Here is a 19152-nt window from a genome sequence, read left to right on the forward strand (position 1 = left end):
ATGGACACGTAATGATTACGGTCCGTGTCTCGGCGCTCTACTCTCACGCACCCCGCACACCTGTGCCCCGCGTTTCGCCGGATCTCCCCAACTCCCCGTTCCCACCGGGTACTCTCCGCCGCCGGCGGACACGCGCCCCTAACGCGGGAACGCCCGGCGGGCCCGCCAGGTGGTGTGCTCCCGGGAGACCGCGTCCTCCGCCTCGGCGGCCAACCGGGCCCAGCGCGCCTCGGCGTCCGGCGCCCGGAGGTCGAGGTCGGACAGCTGGTTGCCGACGTTCTCCAGCTCGCGCGCGGCCAGCTGGTAGGCGGCGGCCAGCGGGCCGAGCTGCTTGAGCTGCGTCCAGGCGATGATCGCCGCCGCGGCGGCCGAGGTGGCGCCGAAGACGTGCACCGGCAGCGCGCCGGTGGCCTGGGCGACGGCCGCCGCGGCACCGACGATGATCAGCACCGCGACGCCGAGCCCCCAGGAGACCGCCTGCGAATCGCAGGCCTCGGCCCGGGAGCGGTACCAGGTGCGCTGGCCCTCGACCCGGGTGCGCAGGTAGAGGGTGCGCCGGGCGGTCAGGCTCTCGGCGCGCTGCCGGCGCATCTCCGGGGTGATCTCGGCGACGCTGCCGGGCGGCACGATCTCCGGGTCCTCGAAGGCCCGCAGCACGTCCTCGACCTGGAGCAGGTAGCCGCGGTCGACGTCCACGGACTCGGCCTCGCCGTCGAACGGCGCGGCCCGGACGGTGTACTTCCAGGCCAGCGTCTTGACCGACTCGGCCGCCGCCCTGGCCTGGTACCAGCGGCCCTGCGGGTTGCTCCGGCGCAGCCGGGACCAGAAGTAGCCGGCCACCAGGAAGGCGGCGACCGAGAACAGCGGCCAGACGTCGAAGTCGCCCTTGTCGTCCGGGCCCGGGAACGACCCGATCACCGCGGCGACCACCAGCATCGCGATCAGGCCGCGGTACCAGCGCAGCGTCTCCCGCTGGCCGTCCAGCGATGCCTTGTCCGTCGTCCAGAACAGCTCCGGCAGAAGCTGTGCCTCGACGCCCCCCGGCGGATCCTGTTGCACCATCGGTCGAGTCCCCTCCCCCTTCTCCGTCCAGCCAGTATTCCCATCGCCAACTCGCCTACACGGGCGCATTCTTGACAACTTCCGACCGCTGGTGACGGGTGCGGCCAAAGGGGCGCCCCGCGGAAAGGCCGGGCGGCCGGAGGAGCGCCCCGCGGAGACGCCGCGGCCCCGTCCCCCCGAGGTGAAGCCGGGGGGACGGGGCCGCGTGGGCCGTACGGCGTCAGAGCAGGCCGAGGGCCGGCATCAGGTAGTAGAAGGCGAACACCGCCGCCACCACGTACATCGGGACCGGGACCCCGCGGCCGCGGCCGGCGGCCAGGCGCATCACGCAGAAGACGATGAAGCCCATGCCGATGCCGTTGGTGATGCTGTAGGTGAACGGCATCATCACGATGGTCACGAAGGCCGGGATCGCGATCGTGTAGTCGGCCCAGTCGATCTCCTTGATCGAGTTGGCCAGGATCAGGAAGCCGACGGTGACCAGGGCCGGGGTGGCGGCCTGGGCCGGGACCATGGTGGCGAGCGGGGTGAGGAAGAGCGCCACCACGAAGAGCAGGCCGGTGACGATCGAGGCGAAGCCGGTCCTGGCGCCCTCGCCGACACCGGCGGTGGACTCGACGAAGCAGGTGTTGGCGGAGGACGAGGTGGCACCGCCGGCCGCGGTGGCGATGCCGTCCACCATCAGGACCTTGTTGATGCCGGGCAGGTCGCCCTTCGCGTCCAGCAGGTGGGCCTCGTCGGCCACGCCGAGGATGGTGCCCATCGCGTCGAAGAAGCAGGACATCAGCACGGTGAAGACGAACAGCACGCCGGTCAGCACGCCGACCTTCTCGAAGCCGCCGAACAGGCTGACCTTGCCGACCAGCCCGAAGTCCGGCGCCGAGACCGGGTTGCCCGGCCAGGTCGGGACGGTGAGGCCCCACTTGAGCGCCGGGATGTCGGCCACCTTGTCGATGATCGCGGCGAGCGCGGTGGAGACCGCGATGCTGATCAGGATGGCGCCGGGCACCTTGCGGATCAGCAGGATCAGGGTCAGCAGCAGGCCGACCACGAAGATCAGCACCGGGAAGCCGAGCAGGTGCCCGTTGCCGCCGAGCTGGAGCGGGACCGTGGTGTGGGCGGCGTCCGGGATGCGGCTGACGAAGCCGGAGTCGACCAGGCCGACCAGGCTGATGAACAGGCCGATACCGATCGCGATCGCCTTGCGCAGACCGAGCGGCACGGCGTTCATGACCCGCTCGCGCAGACCGGTGGCGACCAGCAGCATGATCGCGAAACCGGCCAGCACGACCATGCCCATGGCGTCCGGCCAGGTCATCTTGGGGGCGAGCTGGAGCGCCACGATCGTGTTGACGCCGAGGCCGGCGGCCAGGCCGATCGGGACGTTGCCGACGACCCCCATCAGCAGGGTGGTCAGACCCGCGGTCAGGGCGGTCGCGGTGACCAGCTGGCCGCTGTCCAGGTGGGCCCCGGTGACGTCGGTGCCGCTGGCCAGGATGATCGGGTTCAGCACCAGGATGTACGCCATGGTGAAGAAGGTGGCGACACCACCGCGGATCTCGCGCGGCAGGGTGGAACCCCGCTCGCTGATCCGGAAGAAGCGGTCGACGGCGCTCGTGGGGGGCTTCGGCGCGGCGTCGGCGGGTTCGGGCGACTCGGTGGTCGGCTGGACCACTGGCATGTGCGTGCGTCCTCTGTGGGGGAGCTGAGGAGAGGGAGTGGACGCCCGGGGCGACGGTGGCCGGGCGCAGATCTTTAAGTATGGTTTCCGGATCGCACACGCGCTATCTTCGCGCGTAGAGCTCGCATGGGGCCGAGGGGCCCGCACAGCCGCCCGCCGCACCGTACGCTAGGCCCCATGCCCAAGACGCCACTGCACCCCTCGCCCCCTCCGCTGGAGGCCAACGACGTCGCCATCGTCGGCGGCGGCACGGTGCTGTGGTTCGTCGCCTTCCTCGCCCTGCTCCCCTTCCAGGGCACCCTCTCCGCGCACGGCCACGGCACCTGGCCGTGGATCTGCCTCTCCGGCGGCCTGCTCGGCCTGATCGGCCTCTGGTACTGCCGCGCCCGACGGGACGCGATCGCCCGCGGCCGCGCCGCCGAGGCGGCCGCGCACACGGCCGAACACACGGCCGAGGACAACGGCCAGAACCCGGCCACCCGGTCGGACTGAATAGTCCTTTAGTAGCACGCATCGGGCATAAGGCACCCGTAGAGTCGGTGCCATGACGCAGCCTGCCCAGCCAGCGGAAGAGCGGCCGACCGACCGAGACCGACCGGACGGAGCGCACCCCCTCGGCCTGCTGCCCGGCCGGCGCGGTGGCCTGACCGCCGCCGAGGTGGCCGAGCGGGTCGCGAAGGGCCAGGTCAACGACGTCCCCGTACGGTCCAGCCGGTCCACCAGGGAGATCGTCCGGGCCAACGTCTTCACCCGCTTCAACGCCATCATCGGCGTGATGTTCGGCATCATCCTGATCGTCGGTCCGCTCCAGGACGGCCTGTTCGGCCTGGTCATCGTGGCCAACACGGCGATCGGCATCATCCAGGAGCTGCGCGCCAAGAAGACCCTGGACAGTCTGGCCCTGATCGGCGAGGCCCGCCCGCAGGTCCGCCGGGACGGCGCCGTCCAGCAGATCGGCGTCTCCGAGATCGTCCTCGACGACACCGTGCTGCTCGGCATCGGCGACAAGGTGATCGTGGACGGCGAGGTCACCGAGGCGGACGGCCTGGAGATCGACGAGTCGCTGCTGACCGGCGAGCCCGACCCGGTCCTCAAGCAGCCCGGCGACCACGTGATGTCCGGCAGCTTCGTGGTGGCCGGCGCCGGCGCGTTCACCGCCACCAAGGTCGGCCGCGAGGCCTACGCGGCCCAGCTCGCCGAGGAGGCCAGCAAGTTCACCCTGGTGAAGTCGGAGCTGCGCACCGGCATCGACAGCATCCTGCGGATCATCACCTACCTGCTGATCCCCACCGCCCTCGGTCTGATCATCAGCCAGCTGGCCGTCGAGGGCCGGGACTGGCAGGAGGCCGTCCGGCGCATGGTGGCCGGCATCGTGCCGATGGTCCCCGAGGGCTTGGTGCTGCTGACCTCGGTCGCCTTCGCGATCGGCGTGGTCCGGCTCGGCCGCAAGCAGTGCCTGGTCCAGGAGCTCCCGGCGATCGAGGGCCTGGCCCGGGTGGACACCGTCTGCCTGGACAAGACCGGCACCCTCACCGAGGGCGGCATGGACGTGATCGACCTGCGGGTGCTCTCGAACGGGGAGCCCGCCGCCGTCGCCCCGGAGACCGTCAAGCACGCGCTGGCCGTGATGGCCGGCGCCGACGCCCGCCCCAACCCGTCCATGCAGGCGGTCATCGACGCGTACGGGCGCGGCGACGGCGGCGCCTCCTCGGGCCGCGACGGCTGGCGGGTGATCGAGGCGATGCCCTTCTCCTCCGCCCGCAAGTGGAGCGGGGTGCAGCTGCTGGAGCCGCAGGGCGGCGAGGCCAGCTGGCTGCTCGGCGCGCCCGACGTGCTGCTGCCCGCCGGGCACCCGGCCCTGGCCGAGGTGGACGAACTGGGCGCCCGCGGCCTGCGGGTACTGCTGCTCGGCCGCACCACCGTCCCGCTGGACGCCCCCGACCCGGCGGCCGACCTCACCCCGCTCGCCCTGGTGGTGCTCCAGCAGCGGCTGCGCTCGGACGCCGCCGAGACCCTGCGCTACTTCGAGGGCCAGCGGGTCCGGGCCAAGGTCATCTCCGGCGACGCGGCGGTCTCGGTCGGCGCGGTGGCCGGCCACCTGGGCCTGCCCGGCGCCGACCACCCGCTGGACGCCCGCACCCTGCCCGCCGACCCGGAGGAACTCGCCGAGACCGCCGACCGGACCAACGTCTTCGGCCGGGTCACCCCCCAGCAGAAGCGCCAGCTGGTCGGGGCGCTGCAGTCCCGCGGCCACACCGTGGCGATGACCGGCGACGGCGTCAACGACGTGCTCGCGCTCAAGGACGCCGACATCGGCGTGGCGATGGGCACCGGCTCGGACGCCACCAAGGCGGTCGCCCAGATCGTGCTGCTGAACGACTCCTTCGCCTCGCTGCCCTCCGTGGTGGCCGAGGGCCGCCGGGTCATCGGCAACATCGAGCGGGTCGCTTCACTCTTCCTGGTGAAGACCGTCTACTCGGTCCTGCTGGCCCTCCTGGTGATCTTCACCCATTCGCCGTACCCGTTCCTGCCCCGGCACTCCACCGTGCTGTCCTCACTGACCATCGGCATCCCGGCGTTCTTCCTCGCGCTCGCCCCCAACAACGAGCGGGCCCGCACCGGCTTCGTGAAGCGGGTGCTGCGGCTGGCGATCCCCGGCGGCGTCATCGCCGGCACCGGCACCTTCGTCGCCTACACGCTCGCCCGCACCGACCACGCGACCGACCTCAAGGCCGACACCAGTGTGGCCACCCTGACGCTCTTCCTGATCGCCATCTGGGTCCTCGCCATCGTCGCCCGCCCGTACAACTGGTGGCGCCTGCTGCTGATCGGCAGCATGTGCGGCGCCTTCGCGCTGGTGCTGGTGGTGCCCCCGCTGAAGACCTTCTTCGACCTCTCGCTGGTCGGCTACCGCGACCCGCTGACGGGCGTCGCCATCGCGGTGGTCTGCGGCATCGCCCTGGAGATCACCTGGCGCGTCATGAAGCGCCGCGGCATGGAGTGACCCTCCCGTGGGCCCGCCGCCCGGGGCGGGCCCACGGGGCGCGGCTCAGCCCTCGAAGTCCCGGGCGGCCGAGAGCTCGTAGGCGCGGTCCGGCTCGCTGAGGGCGGCCAGCACCTCGAAGCGGCGGTGCCACTGCCCGACCGACCAGGCCAGCCCGGCGGCGAGGCCCTCCGGGGTGGCCGCGTGCAGCAGCCCGGGCACCGGCGGGACCTCGAACTCGTCGTCCTCGTCCCCGGCCTCGGCCAGCTCCGGGTCGTACGGCGGCTCCGGGGCCTGCGCCCCGGTGTCCCAGCGCCAGTCCACCGCCGCCTCGCCGCCGTCCGGCCCGACGACCAGCAGCTCCTCGTGCTCCTCGTACGCCACCGGGCAGCCGGGCAGCAGCTCCCGCACCACCGCCGGCACCCGGTGCAGCACGCCCTCGGACAGCACCCGGCCGCCCGCCACCTCGCTGGCCAGCGACACCTGCAGCCGCTCGGCGAGGTCGGCGGCCAGCGCCGGGGCGACCGGCAGCAGCGGGTACGGGTGCAGCAGCTGGACCAGGTCGGGGGCGTCGGCGACGACCGCCTCGGCGGCGTCCACCACCACGGTGTGGGCCGGCCGGCGCCCGGTCTCCGGGTCCAGCGGCGGCAGCGCCCGCACCACGTCCAGCGGCTCGATCCGGTCGCGGTCCACCCGGGCCAGCGCGGTGTGGATGCCGTGCAGCTGGCGGTGGCCGACCTCGGCGTCCGGGTCGGTCATCCGGTCCAGCACCTCGTCAGGACCGTGCGGCTCGGCGAGCAGCGCGGCCAGCGTGGTGCGCACCCCGAGCGCGTGCAGGAACTGCTCGTCCAGGGTGGTGCGGGCCTCGTCGTACAGGCCGCGCAGCAGCGGGTCCGCCCCGGCGGCGCGCAGGCCGGCCGGCTCGCGGCCCGCCAGCACCGGGTGGTCGCGCAGCCACCACGCGGTGTACGGCGGCAGGTCGGCGTACGAGCCGTCCGGCAGCAGGGTGCGCACCGGGCCGACCACGGCGTCCCGGTACGGCGGGCGGGCCAGCGCGGCGAGCGCCTGGGGCCAGGCGTCGTCGTCCACCAGGTCGAGGTCGCGCACGGCCAGCAGCTCGGCGGCCACCGGCGGGACGCCGATCGCCTCGTCGGCCTGCAGCGCCTCCAGCGCGTCCTCGGCCCACTCGGCGAGCCCGTCCGGGGCCTCGTCCAGCAGGCCGGTGGGGTGGCCGCCGGCCGCGCGGTCGGCCGGCGCGGTCGGGTCGAGCCGCTCCAGGTCGTCCGGGTCGAGCACCACGTCCTCGGCGCGCACCAGCACGAAGTCGGCCAGCACGCCGACGGCGGCGAGCACCTCCGGGCCCCAGCGCTCCAGCAGCTCGTCGTCCACCCAGCCGGCGTCCTCCTCGCGGGCGAGCGCGGCGAACGGGCTTCCGGGCAGCACGAGTTCACCGGCCCGGGCGGGCTCGCCCTCGTCGTCGAGCAGCGCCAGCCTGGCCAGCCACGGGTGGGCGCCCGGCTCCGGGGCGGCGGCCTTCACCAACGCCAGGACGGCGTCGGCGAGTTCGAGCGCCGCGTCCAGGTCGTCCTCGGCCAGCTCGTAGGAGCGGGCGACGGCGGCCCGCACCTCGGGGGTGTCCAGCACCCCGGCCGGGGTGGCGGTGCCGGCGCCGAGCTTGGCCAGCAGCGGGTGGGCGGCCTCGGGGTGGGCCAGGCGCAGGTCCAGCGCGGCGAGCGCGCCCGCCAGCGACTCGGGGTAGCCGGGGAAGGCCGCCCAGTCGGCGTCCTCGGAGGGCAGCAGGACGCGCCGCGGCCCGGTGACCGTCCGCCCGTCGGCCAGCGGGACGGGCAGCGCGCCGAGCGCCTCCGGGTCGGCCGCGCCGAGCGCCGCGTACAGGTTGCGCCACCACGCGGGCTCGCGGTCCAGGCCGCCGAGCTGGTCCACCACCTCGGCCAGCGGCACCCGGCGCACGTTCAGCACCCGCAGCTCGGTGCGGCGCTCCAGGCCGGCCGGCAGCAGCCCGGGGAAGATCGGCGAGAGCGCCTCGACCACCGAGCCGTCCGCGCCCTCCAGCAGCGTCGCGTCCCGGGGCCGCAGCGCGGGCGTGCCCTCCTCGACCGGCGCCGGGTGCGGCAGGAACGGCGTGCCCGGCAGCCGGGAGAGCACCGCGGCGCGCAGCGCGTTGTCCAGCGCGCCCTGGCCGAGCGGGGCGGGAACGAGGCCGAGCGAGCCGAGGTCGGCGCCGCGGGCGCGCAGCAGCTCGGCGTAGCTGTCGGCGGCGCGCTCGGTGAGGAAGTCGGCCAGCGGACCGGGCGCGACGTGCCGGCGGGTGGAGTCCAGCGGGTAGGAGGCGATCAGCAGCGCGGGCAGGCCGACCGGCTCGTCGCTGGGGGTCGGCGCGTGCAGCACGGAGGCGATCGCGGGCCGCTGCGGGGCGCCGTCCGGGCCGACCGGGACGGCCCAGGTCACCGTCCAGTACGGGCGCGAGCGTTCCTCGGTGGGCCGGTCGAGCAGCAGCTCGGCCGCGAGCGTGCCGGAGGCGCCGACGGTCTGCCAGACCGTCCGCCGCGGCCGGCCGCCCGCGTCGTCGGTGACGGTGACCTCGGTGACCCCGTCCGGGCGGGCCTCGGCGGCCTCCCGGGTGAGCGTGCGGGTGCCGTCCGGCGTCTCCACCACGACCTCGCGCAGGCCGGGCAGGGTGAGCAGCAGCGCGTCGTCGATCCCGGCCAGCAGACGGCGGGTCAGGTCCTCGGCGGCGGCGTCCCGCAGCGGCAGCACCACCACCGTGTCGTAGCCCGCCGGGGCCGGCCCCTCGGCCGCGAACGGCAGCCGCAGCAGCGGCACGTGGCCGTCCCGGCGGCGCAGCTCGTCGGCCAGCTCCGGCTGGGCCCCGGCCAGCGCCCGGGCCTCACCGAGCGACCAGCGCACCCCGCCGGTGGCACTCAGCACGGCGGGCTCGTCGGTCACGGCGAGGACGGCCGCAAAGCCGACCCCGAACCGGCCGACGGCGGGCTCCTCGCCGCGCTTGGAGGAGGCGCGCAGGGTGGACAGCGACTCGACGGCGGCCGCGTCCAGCGGGGCGCCGGTGTTGGCGGCGGCGAGCACGCCGTCGGCGAGGGTCAGCCTCAGCCGGCCGGGGCCCTGGCCGGCCCGGACCGCGGCGTCGGCCGCGTTCTGCGCCAACTCGACCACCAGGCGGTCCCGGTAGCCGCCGAGCGCCAGCTCCTCCTCGGCGTTGGCGTCCTCCCGGAACCGGGCCGGCGAGGCGGCCCAGGCGGCCAGCACCCGTCGGCGCAGCGCGGCGCTGCCGAAGGGGTCCGCGAGGTGCTCGTCCGTGCCGCTGCCGATGATCCGAGGTTCCACTGGACCTGCCGCCTTCCGCTGCCCTGTTCGTCGTAGGGCATTCTTCCCTGCCCCACTGACTGCTCCCGACCACGCACCCCGCCGCCGCCGGCCCCGGCGGCCCCCCGCCGCCCGGAAAGCACCGCGGCCCGCGCCGGTCGGTGACCGGGCGGGCCGCGGAGGGCACGGGGCTCAGGAGTGGCCGAGCTCCTCGGCGGGGGCGTCGGGCTCGACGGAGCCGGAGGCGCGGTCGGGGTGCAGCGGGAGCGGCTCGACCACCAGCTCGTCCAGGATCAGCTCGGACGGCGCCGGCGGGGCCGGGATCACGGCCGCCTCGGAGTGCCCGCCGCAGCCGTACGCGAAGGAGACGATCTGGCCGTCGGCCGGGCCGAACTCGTTGCCGCACACACCGAAGGCCTGCCCGAGCGAGCCTCCGATCGGGACCAGGAAGCCGCAGCTCGCGCACGAGGCCGGGGCGGCCTGCGCCATCGCGGTCTGCGGGCCGTGGGACTTCTCCCAGCGCTCGGCGGCCAGGTGCATCCCGAGCCGGGAGAGCACCCGGCTGCGGCCCAGGCCCAGCTCCTCGGCGACGGCGTTGATCCGGGCGCGGGCCGGGGCGGGCTCGACGTGCGGGTCGGTGACGACCATGTCCTCGTCGTCCGCCAGGGCGACCGCGGAGTTCGGCGCGGGCTCGTCCTCGCCCGTCCAGCCGGGCTCCAGCCGCAGGTCGTCGGCGCCGGTGGGCAGCAGGTCGCCCGGGCCCATGTCGCCGGGCCGCAGCCGGTCGCTCCACGGCACCCACTCCGGGGCGAGCACCGCGTCGTCGCCGGGCAGCAGCACGACCTCGTCCAGGGTGACGTTCTTGGCGCGCGGCGCACGCGCGACGGTGACCGCCCAGTGCCAGCCGCGGTAGGCCGCGTCAAGGCACTCGAAGGTGTGGGTGACGACGCGGTCGGCGTCCGCGTGGGCACCCAGGTGCGGCCCGACGGCCTCCGCACCGACGGCCTCCTCGGCGGCCTGGCGGGCGAGTTCGACGGCCTCGGCACAGAGCCGGTCGGGGGTACGGCTTCGCATCGCAGCACTCACGGCGTCGATTCTCTCCCAGTTCTTCTGTCGCCCACGGCGTGTTGCCTGTTCCGTCGCGGCTTGGTGTCCCACGTCCATTCTGCGCGACCGGGAGCCCCCTCGGGTACCGGCCGCGCCGCTCGACCGGCCTGCCGGCGCCCCGGCGCTCCGGCGGGTCGACCTTGGGCAGGCTACCCGCCGGTCGGTGCCCCGGCACAGTCCGGGGCGGACACGGCCGTTCCGGGGCCGCGCCGAACGGAGCCCGGTCCCGCGTCGGCTCGGCGATTCTGGGGCAGGATGGGCTTGTGGCGGACCCCGAACCGTCGCAGCACGTACTGCGTGTCCCGCAGGCCGGCAGCCCCGACCAGACGGACGCCGTGCCGCGGCAGCAGCCTCCGGTCCCCGGCGCGGGCGAACCGCCGCCGGCGGACGGCGCCGAGGCGTCCGCCGAATCCGCGGACCGGTCCGCGGCCGGGGCCCCCGACGCCCCCGCCGCCCTCGACCTGGCCCCGGAGGAGCCGGAGGAGCCGGAGGAGCCGGAGACCCCCGAGCCCCGCCGGCACTTCCTGGTCCGCACCGCCTCCGCCGCCGGCTCCCGCACCGGCAAGGTGGTGCACGGCACCGGCCGCCGGATCCGCCGGGCCACCGCCGCCGAGGGCGCGGGCGAGTCCGGCCTCGCGAAGCTGATCGAGCTGCACGCGCTGAACTCCTTCGGCGACATGCTGATCACCGTCGCGCTGGCGTCCACCATCTTCTTCTCGGTGCCCACCGGCGAGGCCCGCGGCCGGGTCGCGCTCTACCTGCTGATCACGATGGCCCCGTTCGCGCTGCTGGCCCCGGTGGTCGGCCCGCTGCTGGACCGGCTGCCGCACGGCCGCCGGGCGGCCATGGCGACGGCCATGCTGGCCCGGGCCGTGCTCGCCTGGACGATGGCCGGGGTGATCGCCGGCGGCGGCATCGCGCTCTACCCGGAGGCGCTCGGCGTGCTGGTCGCGTCCAAGGCGTACGGCGTGGTGCGCAGCGTGGTGGTGCCCCGGCTGCTGCCGAGCCGGCTGTCCCTGGTGAAGGCGAACTCCCGGGTCACCCTGGCCGGGCTGCTGGCCACCGGCGTGGCGGCCGCGGTCGGCGGGCTGCTGCACCTGCTCGGGCCCGGCTGGCCGCTGCGCGGGGCCTTCCTGGTGTTCGTGATCGGCACCCTGATGGCCTTCCACCTGCCGCCCGCGGTGGACTCGGCCAAGGGCGAGCAGCGCGCCGTCCTGCACGCCGAGGTGCACGGCGAGGGCTCGCACCTGATCCACCACAGGCCGCCGCCGGTCAAGGCCTCGCTGCGCACCGTCGGCCCCTCGGTGATCCTGGCGCTGCGGGCGATGTCGGCGATGAAGTGGCTGGTCGGCTTCCTGGTGATGTTCCTGGCCTTCCTGCTGCGGGAGGAGCCGATCGGCGGGCTGCGGCCGACCGCGGCGCTGGGCCTGGTGGCGCTGGCGGCCGGGACGGGCAACGCGCTGGGCTCGGTGCTCGGCTCCTGGCTGCGCACCCGGGGCCCGGAGGCGACGGTCACCGCGATGCTGCTGCTGGCGACCTGCGTCACGGCGGCGGCCGCGCTCTGGTACGGCGTGGTGACGGTGGTTCTGGTCGCCGGGACTGCCGGGATGGCGGCGTCACTGGGCAAGCTGGCGCTGGACGCGCTGATCCAGCGGGACGTCCCGGAGGCGGTGCGGACCTCGGCGTTCGCCCGTTCGGAGACCCTGATGCAGCTGTGCTGGGTGGCCGGCGGCGCGGTCGGCATCCTGCTGCCGCTGAACGGGAAGCTGGGCCTGTCGATCGCCGCCGGGGTGGTCGGCGTGGTGCTGCTGTGGACGCTGCGCTCGCTGTTCCGGGTGGGTCTGCGGCGGCACCCGGCGGCGCCCCGGGTGGCCTGACCGGGGCCCGGGGCAACACGCGGTGCCGACCCCCGCGTCGCGTGATCGGCCAGGCCCGGTAGATTCTGACGCATGAGCCTCAATACCCGTGCCATCGCCGCCCTCGGCGCCGTCGTCGTGGTCGGCGCCGCCACGGTGGGCACCTCCGTCGCCATCGCCGCCGGCCAGACCGAGCACAGCTCCCACCGTGCCACCCTCACGGTCGGCAACTCCTCGATCGTCGCGGACCCGCTGTGCTGGAACGGCGGCAGCCCGATCACCGAGGACCTCCAGGAGCAGTGCCAGGACAAGGCCACCGAGGCCCTGAAGAACGGCACGCTGCCCACCAAGGACGTGGTGGGCAGCGACCGGGTCGGCGTCGGGGTCTCCCCGAACGTGGCCGAGACCGGCTGGTGGGCCTTCACCAACGGCGGCTCGACCGGCCAGGGCGGGCGCTTCAGCCTGTTCTCGTACGCCAAGGGCCCGACCTGGTCGGGTTCCCAGCAGGCGAACAAGGTGCTGAACGCCAGCGGCAAGACCCTGGTCACCGTGGTCGAGGGCGACAAGAACTCGGACAACCCGGTCGCCGTCTGGTACTTCCAGCTGAACACCCAGGACAGCTGACGGTCCTGCGATGACCGCACACGCCGTCACCGACGGCCAGGGCGAGCAGTCGGGCACCGCACGGGCCCGGCTGCTCGTCGTCGTCGCGGTGGCCGCCGAGGCCGAGGCCGTGCTCCGCGGCCTGCCCGGCGGGTCCGCCGCGCTGCCGCTGCCCGGCGGCACGCTGCACCGGGCCGAGCGGGTGCCGGTGGACGTGCTGGCCGCCGGGGTCGGCCCGGCCGCCGCCGCGGCCGGCGCCGCCGCCGCGCTGGCGGCCCACCCGTACGCCCTGGCCGTCTCGGCCGGGATCGCCGGCGGCTTCGCCCCGCTCGCCCCGGTCGGCGCCACCGTGCTGGCCGACGCCATCGTGGCCGCGGACCTCGGCGCCCAGACCCCCGACGGCTTCGCCGACGTCACCGAACTGGGCTTCGGCACCGTCCGGCACACCCCGCCCCCGGCGGCCGTCGCCCTGGTCGCGCGGGCACTGGGCCCCGGCCTCGCCGTCGGCCCGGTGCTGACCGTCTCCACCGTCACCGGCAGCGCCGAGCGGGCCACCGAGCTGGCGGCCCGCCACCCGAGCGCCGCCGCCGAGGCGATGGAGGGCTTCGGCGTGGCCGAGGCCGCCGCCCGGTACGGCGTGCCGGCCCTCGAACTGCGCACCGTGTCCAACCCGGTGGGCCCGCGCGACCGGTCCGCCTGGCGGATCGGCGAGGCGCTGGCCGCCCTGGAACGGGCCTTCGCCGCGCTGCCCGTCCGGGAACTGGCCGCGGCGCACGAACCGGCCGCGCGGCACCAACCGACTGAGGAGGCCGGCCGTGGCTGAACGGCTGAGCATCGCGTACTCGCCCTGCCCGAACGACACCTTCGTCTTCCACGCCTGGGCGCACGGCCTGGTGCCCGGGGTGGACGCCCCCGAGGTGACCTTCGCCGACATCGACGTCACCAACGGCCAGGCCGAACGCGGCGAGCTGGACGTGCTGAAGATCAGCTACGGCGCGCTGCCCTGGGTCCTGGACGAGTACACCCTGCTGCCCTGCGGCGGCGCGCTGGGCCGCGGCTGCGGCCCGCTGGTGCTCACCCTGCCGGGCGTGGACTCCCCCGCCGACCTCGCCGGGAAGACCGTCGCGGTGCCCTCCGAGCGCTCCACCGCCTACCTGCTGTTCCGGCTCTGGGCGGCGCGGGCGGTGCCGGGCGGCTTCGGCGAGATCGTCGTCCTGCCGTTCCACGAGATCATGCCCGCCGTCCGGGACGGCCGGGTGGACGCCGGCCTGGTGATCCACGAGGCCCGCTTCACGTACCGGCAGTACGGCCTGCACAGCCTGGCCGACATGGGCGAGGCCTGGGAGCGGGAGACCGGCCTGCCGATCCCGCTGGGCGCGATCGTCGCCAGGCGCTCGCTCGGCGCCGAGCGGCTGCGGGAGATCTCCGACGCGATCCGCGCCTCCGTCCGGCAGGCCTGGGCGGACCCGGCGGCGAGCCGCGAGTACGTGCTGGCGCACGCCCAGGAGATGGACCTGGCCGTCGCCGAGCAGCACATCGGGCTGTACGTCACCGAGTTCTCCGAGGACCTCGGCGAGGAGGGCTACGCGGCCGTCCACGCGCTGCTCACCCGGGCCGCGGCGGAGGGGCTGGTGCCCCTGCTCGACCCGGGTGCGCTCGCGTTCTAGCCGGCCCGCGTTCCCACGTGCCCGTCGGTCAGACGTCGAACTGGTCGGCCACCGCGCGCAGCAGGCCGGCCAGCTTCTGGCCGGTCGGCTTGGCGGGGTAGCGCCCGCGCTGCAGGCCGGGCAGCACCGCGTCCAGCGTGGTGATCAGGTCCTGGACGATCGGTGCCATGTCGTCGGCGCTGCGGCGCTGGGCGGCGGCCACCGAGGGCAGCGCGTCCAGCAGCTGCACGGCCATCGCCTGGTCCCCGCGGTGGCCGGCGACCACGCCGAACTCGACCCGCTGACCCGGCTTCAGCGACGTGACACCGGCGGGCAGCGCCTTGGTGTGGACGAAGACGTCGCCGCCGTCGTCGCGCGACAGGAAGCCGAAGCCCTTCGTCTCGTTGAACCACTTGACCTGGCCGGTGGGCATCTCGAACAGTCCTCGAATGGGTGTGAGGGATCCCGGCCCTGGCCGGGGATCACTGGGTGGTGGGGAAAGGCGACCGACCCCGCTTCGGCGCCCTTGGGCGCTCGTGGTCGGCACGCGGTCAGGAGCAGACTAACCGTCCGTCACTGCCTCATCCGCGTTCCGCGAGGGATCCGCGTTCCGAGGCCCGGTCGGGGCGGCGGGAACGGGATCTCGCGGTCACGGGCAACCCGGCATCGGCACGGCCGGGGCGCGGCTCCACGCGGTCCATCGGCTCACACCCCCGGGTCTGAGGACGCGGGGCGCACCTGTAGCGCCCCTCGGCACCCCGTGCATACCCCCGCCCAACAGGGATCAAAACGTTCAGCTGCCGGGAAACTGCGCAACGTGACCGACCCGCTCCGGTGGGCCCGCCCGCAGGCCGCTCTGCCAGACTGGGAGAAGTCCCGACCGGCCAGGAGGAGTGAGCAGACGTGAGCAGCCAGAGCGCCGACCCCGGTGACGTGTACGTCAAGGCCGGGGCGATCGTCTTCGGCCTCGGGGCACTCGCCACCCTGGTCACCTTCGTCCCGCTGTTCCTGCACCTGACGCCGCTGCCGACGGCCGCGTACTGGCTGAGCATGCTGATGCCGGCCGGCTTCCTGGCCGCGCTGACCGGGCTGCTGCTGAACGCCCGGGCCCAGCGCCGCCGGACCGGGCCCGTCGGCTCCTGACGGCCGCCGCAGGCCTGCGCGCTAGCCCCGCTCGGCCAGGTGCCCGGCGAGCCAGTCCGGGAAGCCGGTGAGGTCCGCCAGCACCACGTCCGCCCCCGCCTCGCGCAGCTCCCGCGCGCTGTACGGGCCGGTGGGCACGCAGACCGCGAGGGCGTCCGCGAACCGGGCGCCCCTGATGTCGCCGAGGTGGTCGCCGACGTAGACGCTCGCGCCGTGCTCGCGCAGCGCCACGCCCTTGGTCTCCGCCCACAGGTCGCCGATCACGGTGTCCGCGGCCAGCCCGGCGTGCTCCAGGTGGAGGCGGGCGTTCGGCTCGTACTTGCCGGTGATCACCGCGACCCGGCCGCCGTGGGCGCGGACCGCCTCGACGGCGGCGTGCGCGCCGGGCAGGGCCACGGTCGGCGCGAAGGCGTGGTCCCGGTAGAGCTCGCGGTAGCGGTCGACGGCCCGCTCCACCTCGCCCTCCGGGAACCAGTTGCGCATCTCGTCCAGCAGCGGCGGGCCGAGCCGGGTGACCACCAGGTCGGCGTCGATGTGGGTGCCGGTCTCGGCGGAGAGCGCCAGGTAGGTGGCGCGGATACCCGGCCGGGTGTCCAGCAGCGTCATGTCGAGGTCGAAGCCGACGGTGAGCGGAGCGGGTGAGGTCGCGGGCATGCCGTCAGGCTACCCAACGGGGGCCTCGGGCCACGAGGCAATTTGCCCGGGCTTCACGGGGGAACTTAGGTTTACCTGAGTTGTCTGCGGAGAGGGCCCATGACCGACACCAGCGCACCGCCCGGTGCGCCCCGCGCGCCGTACCGCGCGCCGCGGCGCCGAATACTGTGGCTCGCCGCCGCACTCGCCGTCCTGGCCGCCGCGGTGCTGCTCAGCCTCGCGGTCGGCAGCCGGACCATCCCGTTCGGCGGCACGCTGGACGCCCTGCTGCACGGCGGCGACACCGCCGACGCCGTGGTGGTCCGCGAGCTGCGGGTGCCGCGCACGGTCGTCGGGCTGGCCGTCGGCGCGGCGCTCGGCCTGGCCGGGGCCGTCATGCAGGGCCTGACCCGCAATCCGATCGCCGACCCCGGCATCCTCGGCGTCTCCCAGGGGGCGGCGGCCGGTGTGGTGGTCGCCATCTCCGGCTTCGGCGTCTCCACCCTCACGGGGTACGTCTGGTTCGGCTTCGCGGGCGCGGTGATCGCCACCGTGCTGGTGTACGGGCTCGCCGGGCGCGGCCGGGGCGGGGCCACGCCGATCAAGCTGACACTGGCCGGCTCGGCCGCGTCCGCCTTCATCGCCTCGCTCAACACCCTGGTGCTGACCACCGACTCGGCCACCATGGACCAGTTCCGCTTCTGGCACGTCGGCTCGCTCTCCGGGCGGACCTCGGACGTGGCCTGGCAGCTGCTGCCGTTCCTGGCCGTCGGCACGGTGCTGGTGGTCGCGGTGGCGCGCGGACTGGACGCGCTGGCGCTCGGCGACGACACCGCCAAGGGGCTGGGCGCCAGGACCGGCCTGGTCCGGGCCGTCGGCGCGCTCGGCGCGACCGTCCTGACCGGCTCGGCGGTCGCGGCGGCCGGCCCGATCGCCTTCGTCGGCCTCGCCGTCCCGCACGCGGCCCGCGCGGTGGCCGGCGCCGACCACCGCTGGATCCTCGCCTTCTCCGCCGTCCTCGGCCCGGCACTGCTGCTGCTCGCCGACACCCTCGGCCGGGTCCTGTTCCCGCCGTCCGAGGTCCCGGCGGGCGTGATGACGGCCCTCGTCGGCGTCCCGGTGCTGGTGGCCCTGGTCCGCCGCCGGAAGGTGGTGGCGGCATGACGTCGGTGTCGCTGCGCGGCTACTCGGCCGTCCGGGCCGGGCGGGTGTCGTTCCTGGTGCACCGGCGCTCGGTGGCCGTCACCGTCGGGCTGCTGGTGGCGCTGGCGGCGACCGCGGTGGCCTCGCTCTGCCTGGGCGAGTCCACGGTGGCGCCGGGCGAGGTGGTCAAGGTGGTGCTCGGGCAGCCGAGCCCGCACGAGCTGGTGGTCGGCGAGTTCCGGCTGCCCCGGGTGGTGGTCGGGCTGCTGGTCGGCCTCGCGCTCGGGCTGGCCGGGGCGCTGATCCAGACCGTCGCCCGCAATCCGCTGGCCAGCCCCGACGTGGTGGGCGTGACCTGGGGCGCCACCGCGACCGTGGTCGGCCTGACGGCGTACGGCGTGGTCGGCTCGACCGGCCAGGCCCCGTACGCGGCGGTGGCCGGCGGTCTGGTGGCCGGGCTGCTGGTGTACGCGCTGGCCTGGCGGCGCGGCCTGCACGCCCAGCGCTTCGTGCTGATCGGCATCGGCGTCAGCGTCGCGCTGTCCTCCCTGACTTCCGTCTTCCTCACCAAGGGCGACGGCTTCCAGGCCCAGGCCGCCAAGGTCTGGATGACCGGCAGCCTGAACGGCGCCGGCTACGACCAGGCCGACCGGCTCGCCTGGGTGCTGCTCGCGGCCCTGCCGGTCGCGCTGTGGGCCGCCCGCGCCCAGCGGTCGATCTCCTTCGACGACGCCACCGCCGTCGGCCTCGGCCTGCGCCTGGACCGGATCCGCCTCGGCATGGCCCTGCTGGGCATCGTGCTGGCCTCGTGCGCGGCCGGGGCCGCCGGGCCGGTGGACTTCGTCGCGCTGATGGCCCCGCAGATCGCGCTGCGGCTGGCCCGCTCGGCGCAGGTCCCGCTGTTCTGCTCGGCGCTGACCGGCGCGCTGGTGGTGGTCCTCGCCGACCTGATCGCCCGGCGGCTGCTGGCCCCGACGGAGCTGCCGGTGGGCGTGGTGACCGGCCTGGTCGGCGCGCCGTACCTGATGTGGCTGCTGATCCGATCCCGCCGTGGAGGTTCCTGATGTCCGATCACCGTCTGGAGGCCCGGGGCCTCACCCTGGCCTACGAGGCGCGCACGGTCGTCGAGGGCCTGGACGTGAGCGTCCCGGACGGGCGGGTGACGGTGATCGTCGGCCCGAACGCCTGCGGCAAGTCGACCCTGCTGCGGGCCCTCGGCCGGCTGCTGAAGCCGGTCCGGGGCGCCGTGCTGCTGGACGGCGAGGAGCTGGCGCGGATCCCGACCAAGCGGATCGCCCAGCGGCTCGGCCTGCTGCCGCAGTCGCCGACCGCCCCCGAGGGCATCTCGGTGGCGGACCTGGTCGCGCGCGGCCGCCAGCCGCACCAGAGCTGGTGGCGGCAGTGGTCGCCGGAGGACGAGGCGGCGGTCGCGGAGGCGCTGGAGCGCACCTCCACCGCCGAACTGGCCGAGCGGAGCATGGACGAGCTGTCCGGCGGCCAGCGCCAGCGCGCCTGGATCGCGATGGCGCTCGCCCAGGGCACCGACATCCTGCTGCTGGACGAGCCGACCACCTACCTGGACATCGCGCACCAGGTGGAGGTGCTGGACCTGGTCCGGCGACTGAACGTCGAACGCGGCCGGACCGTCGTCGCGGTGCTGCACGACCTCAACCAGGCCGCCCGGTACGCGGACCACCTGGTGGCGATGCGGGACGGCCGGGTGGTGGCGCAGGGCGCGCCCGGGGACGTGGTGACGGCCGAGCTGGTGCGGGAGGTGTTCGGGCTGGACTCGGTGGTGGTGCCGGACCCGGTGACCGGCACGCCGCTGGTCGTGCCGGGCGCCCCGTGGTCGGCGCTCACCCCGGACGGCGCTCCCGCCTGACTGCGTCCTTAACGGCACTTTAGCTGCCATTTCGGACATAATCGACGGCGCCCCGACCCCGCCGCGACGCC

Annotated in this window: 16 protein-coding genes; 10 read left to right on the forward strand and 6 right to left on the reverse strand. The window is 75.0% G+C overall.

Going from position 1 to position 19152, the window contains the following annotated elements:
• Positions 1–138: 138 nt before the first annotated feature.
• Together ACGF13_RS33310 and ACGF13_RS33315 are read right to left on the reverse strand one after the other, a co-directional pair.
• A complete protein-coding gene (locus tag ACGF13_RS33310; protein ID WP_392882464.1) occupies positions 139–1062 on the reverse strand; it encodes a DUF4231 domain-containing protein in 924 nt (307 codons plus the stop codon).
• Positions 1063–1282: 220 nt separating this feature from the next.
• Positions 1283–2743 (reverse strand): NCS2 family permease, encoded by a 1461-nt coding sequence (locus tag ACGF13_RS33315; RefSeq protein ID WP_392882465.1) that lies wholly within the window; start codon positions 2741–2743, stop codon positions 1283–1285.
• A gap of 177 nt (positions 2744–2920) precedes the next feature.
• Between ACGF13_RS33315 and ACGF13_RS33320 the strand changes: the two genes are divergently transcribed.
• Together ACGF13_RS33320 and ACGF13_RS33325 are read left to right on the forward strand one after the other, a co-directional pair.
• The gene (locus ACGF13_RS33320) at positions 2921–3235 is read left to right on the forward strand and encodes a DUF2530 domain-containing protein (protein WP_392882467.1); all 315 of its coding nucleotides are present in this window, start codon (positions 2921–2923) and stop codon (positions 3233–3235) included.
• A gap of 52 nt (positions 3236–3287) precedes the next feature.
• Positions 3288–5747 carry an HAD-IC family P-type ATPase gene (locus tag ACGF13_RS33325; protein ID WP_392882469.1) on the forward strand — a complete coding sequence of 820 codons (2460 nt, stop codon included), beginning with the start codon at positions 3288–3290 and terminating at the stop codon, positions 5745–5747.
• Between the two features lie 45 nt (positions 5748–5792).
• On the opposite strand, the gene ACGF13_RS33330 is transcribed toward ACGF13_RS33325, so the two are convergent.
• Both ACGF13_RS33330 and ACGF13_RS33335 read right to left on the reverse strand, forming a co-directional pair.
• On the reverse strand, positions 5793–9089 hold the full coding sequence (locus ACGF13_RS33330; RefSeq protein ID WP_392882471.1) for a sacsin N-terminal ATP-binding-like domain-containing protein: 3297 nt from the start codon (positions 9087–9089) through the stop codon (positions 5793–5795).
• A 171-nt stretch (positions 9090–9260) separates the two neighbouring features.
• Positions 9261–10142 (reverse strand): DUF3027 domain-containing protein, encoded by an 882-nt coding sequence (locus tag ACGF13_RS33335; protein ID WP_392882693.1) that lies wholly within the window; start codon positions 10140–10142, stop codon positions 9261–9263.
• Between the two features lie 557 nt (positions 10143–10699).
• On the opposite strand from ACGF13_RS33335, the gene ACGF13_RS33340 reads away from it, so the two are divergent.
• From ACGF13_RS33340 to ACGF13_RS33355, 4 genes are all read left to right on the forward strand, one after another.
• Entirely contained in the window at positions 10700–12052 is a 1353-nt protein-coding gene (locus ACGF13_RS33340; RefSeq protein ID WP_392882696.1) for an MFS transporter, read from the forward strand.
• A gap of 72 nt (positions 12053–12124) precedes the next feature.
• Positions 12125–12655 (forward strand): hypothetical protein, encoded by a 531-nt coding sequence (locus ACGF13_RS33345; protein WP_392882474.1) that lies wholly within the window; start codon positions 12125–12127, stop codon positions 12653–12655.
• Between the two features lie 10 nt (positions 12656–12665).
• Positions 12666–13457, forward strand: a complete 792-nt coding sequence (locus ACGF13_RS33350) for a futalosine hydrolase (protein WP_392882476.1) — start codon at positions 12666–12668, stop codon at positions 13455–13457.
• On the forward strand, positions 13450–14301 hold the full coding sequence (locus tag ACGF13_RS33355; RefSeq protein ID WP_392882478.1) for a 1,4-dihydroxy-6-naphthoate synthase: 852 nt from the start codon (positions 13450–13452) through the stop codon (positions 14299–14301). The genes ACGF13_RS33350 and ACGF13_RS33355 overlap by 8 nt, the downstream gene beginning before the upstream one ends.
• 28 nt (positions 14302–14329) lie before the next feature.
• Here the strand turns inward: ACGF13_RS33355 and ACGF13_RS33360 are convergent, their stop codons facing one another.
• On the reverse strand, positions 14330–14713 hold the full coding sequence (locus ACGF13_RS33360) for a cold-shock protein (RefSeq protein WP_360348240.1): 384 nt from the start codon (positions 14711–14713) through the stop codon (positions 14330–14332).
• Positions 14714–15183: 470 nt separating this feature from the next.
• On the opposite strand from ACGF13_RS33360, the gene ACGF13_RS33365 reads away from it, so the two are divergent.
• The gene (locus ACGF13_RS33365) at positions 15184–15423 is read left to right on the forward strand and encodes a hypothetical protein (protein WP_392882480.1); all 240 of its coding nucleotides are present in this window, start codon (positions 15184–15186) and stop codon (positions 15421–15423) included.
• 21 nt (positions 15424–15444) lie between these two features.
• On the opposite strand, the gene ACGF13_RS33370 is transcribed toward ACGF13_RS33365, so the two are convergent.
• Positions 15445–16077: an HAD family hydrolase gene (locus ACGF13_RS33370; protein ID WP_392882483.1), complete on the reverse strand. Its 633-nt coding sequence runs from the start codon at positions 16075–16077 to the stop codon at positions 15445–15447.
• A 99-nt stretch (positions 16078–16176) separates the two neighbouring features.
• Here ACGF13_RS33370 and ACGF13_RS33375 point away from each other — a divergent pair, with 99 nt between their 5' ends.
• From ACGF13_RS33375 to ACGF13_RS33385, 3 genes are read left to right on the forward strand one after another with little or no spacing between them, the layout of a single operon-like run.
• A complete protein-coding gene (locus tag ACGF13_RS33375; RefSeq protein ID WP_392882485.1) occupies positions 16177–17220 on the forward strand; it encodes a FecCD family ABC transporter permease in 1044 nt (347 codons plus the stop codon).
• A complete protein-coding gene (locus ACGF13_RS33380) occupies positions 17217–18263 on the forward strand; it encodes a FecCD family ABC transporter permease (protein WP_392882487.1) in 1047 nt (348 codons plus the stop codon). The genes ACGF13_RS33375 and ACGF13_RS33380 overlap by 4 nt, the downstream gene beginning before the upstream one ends.
• A complete protein-coding gene (locus ACGF13_RS33385; RefSeq protein ID WP_392882489.1) occupies positions 18263–19081 on the forward strand; it encodes an ABC transporter ATP-binding protein in 819 nt (272 codons plus the stop codon). The genes ACGF13_RS33380 and ACGF13_RS33385 overlap by 1 nt, the downstream gene beginning before the upstream one ends.
• The last annotated feature ends 71 nt before the right edge of the window (positions 19082–19152 follow it).

This window comes from Kitasatospora sp. NPDC048286, from assembly GCF_043201735.1.
GTDB lineage: Bacteria > Actinomycetota > Actinomycetes > Streptomycetales > Streptomycetaceae > Kitasatospora.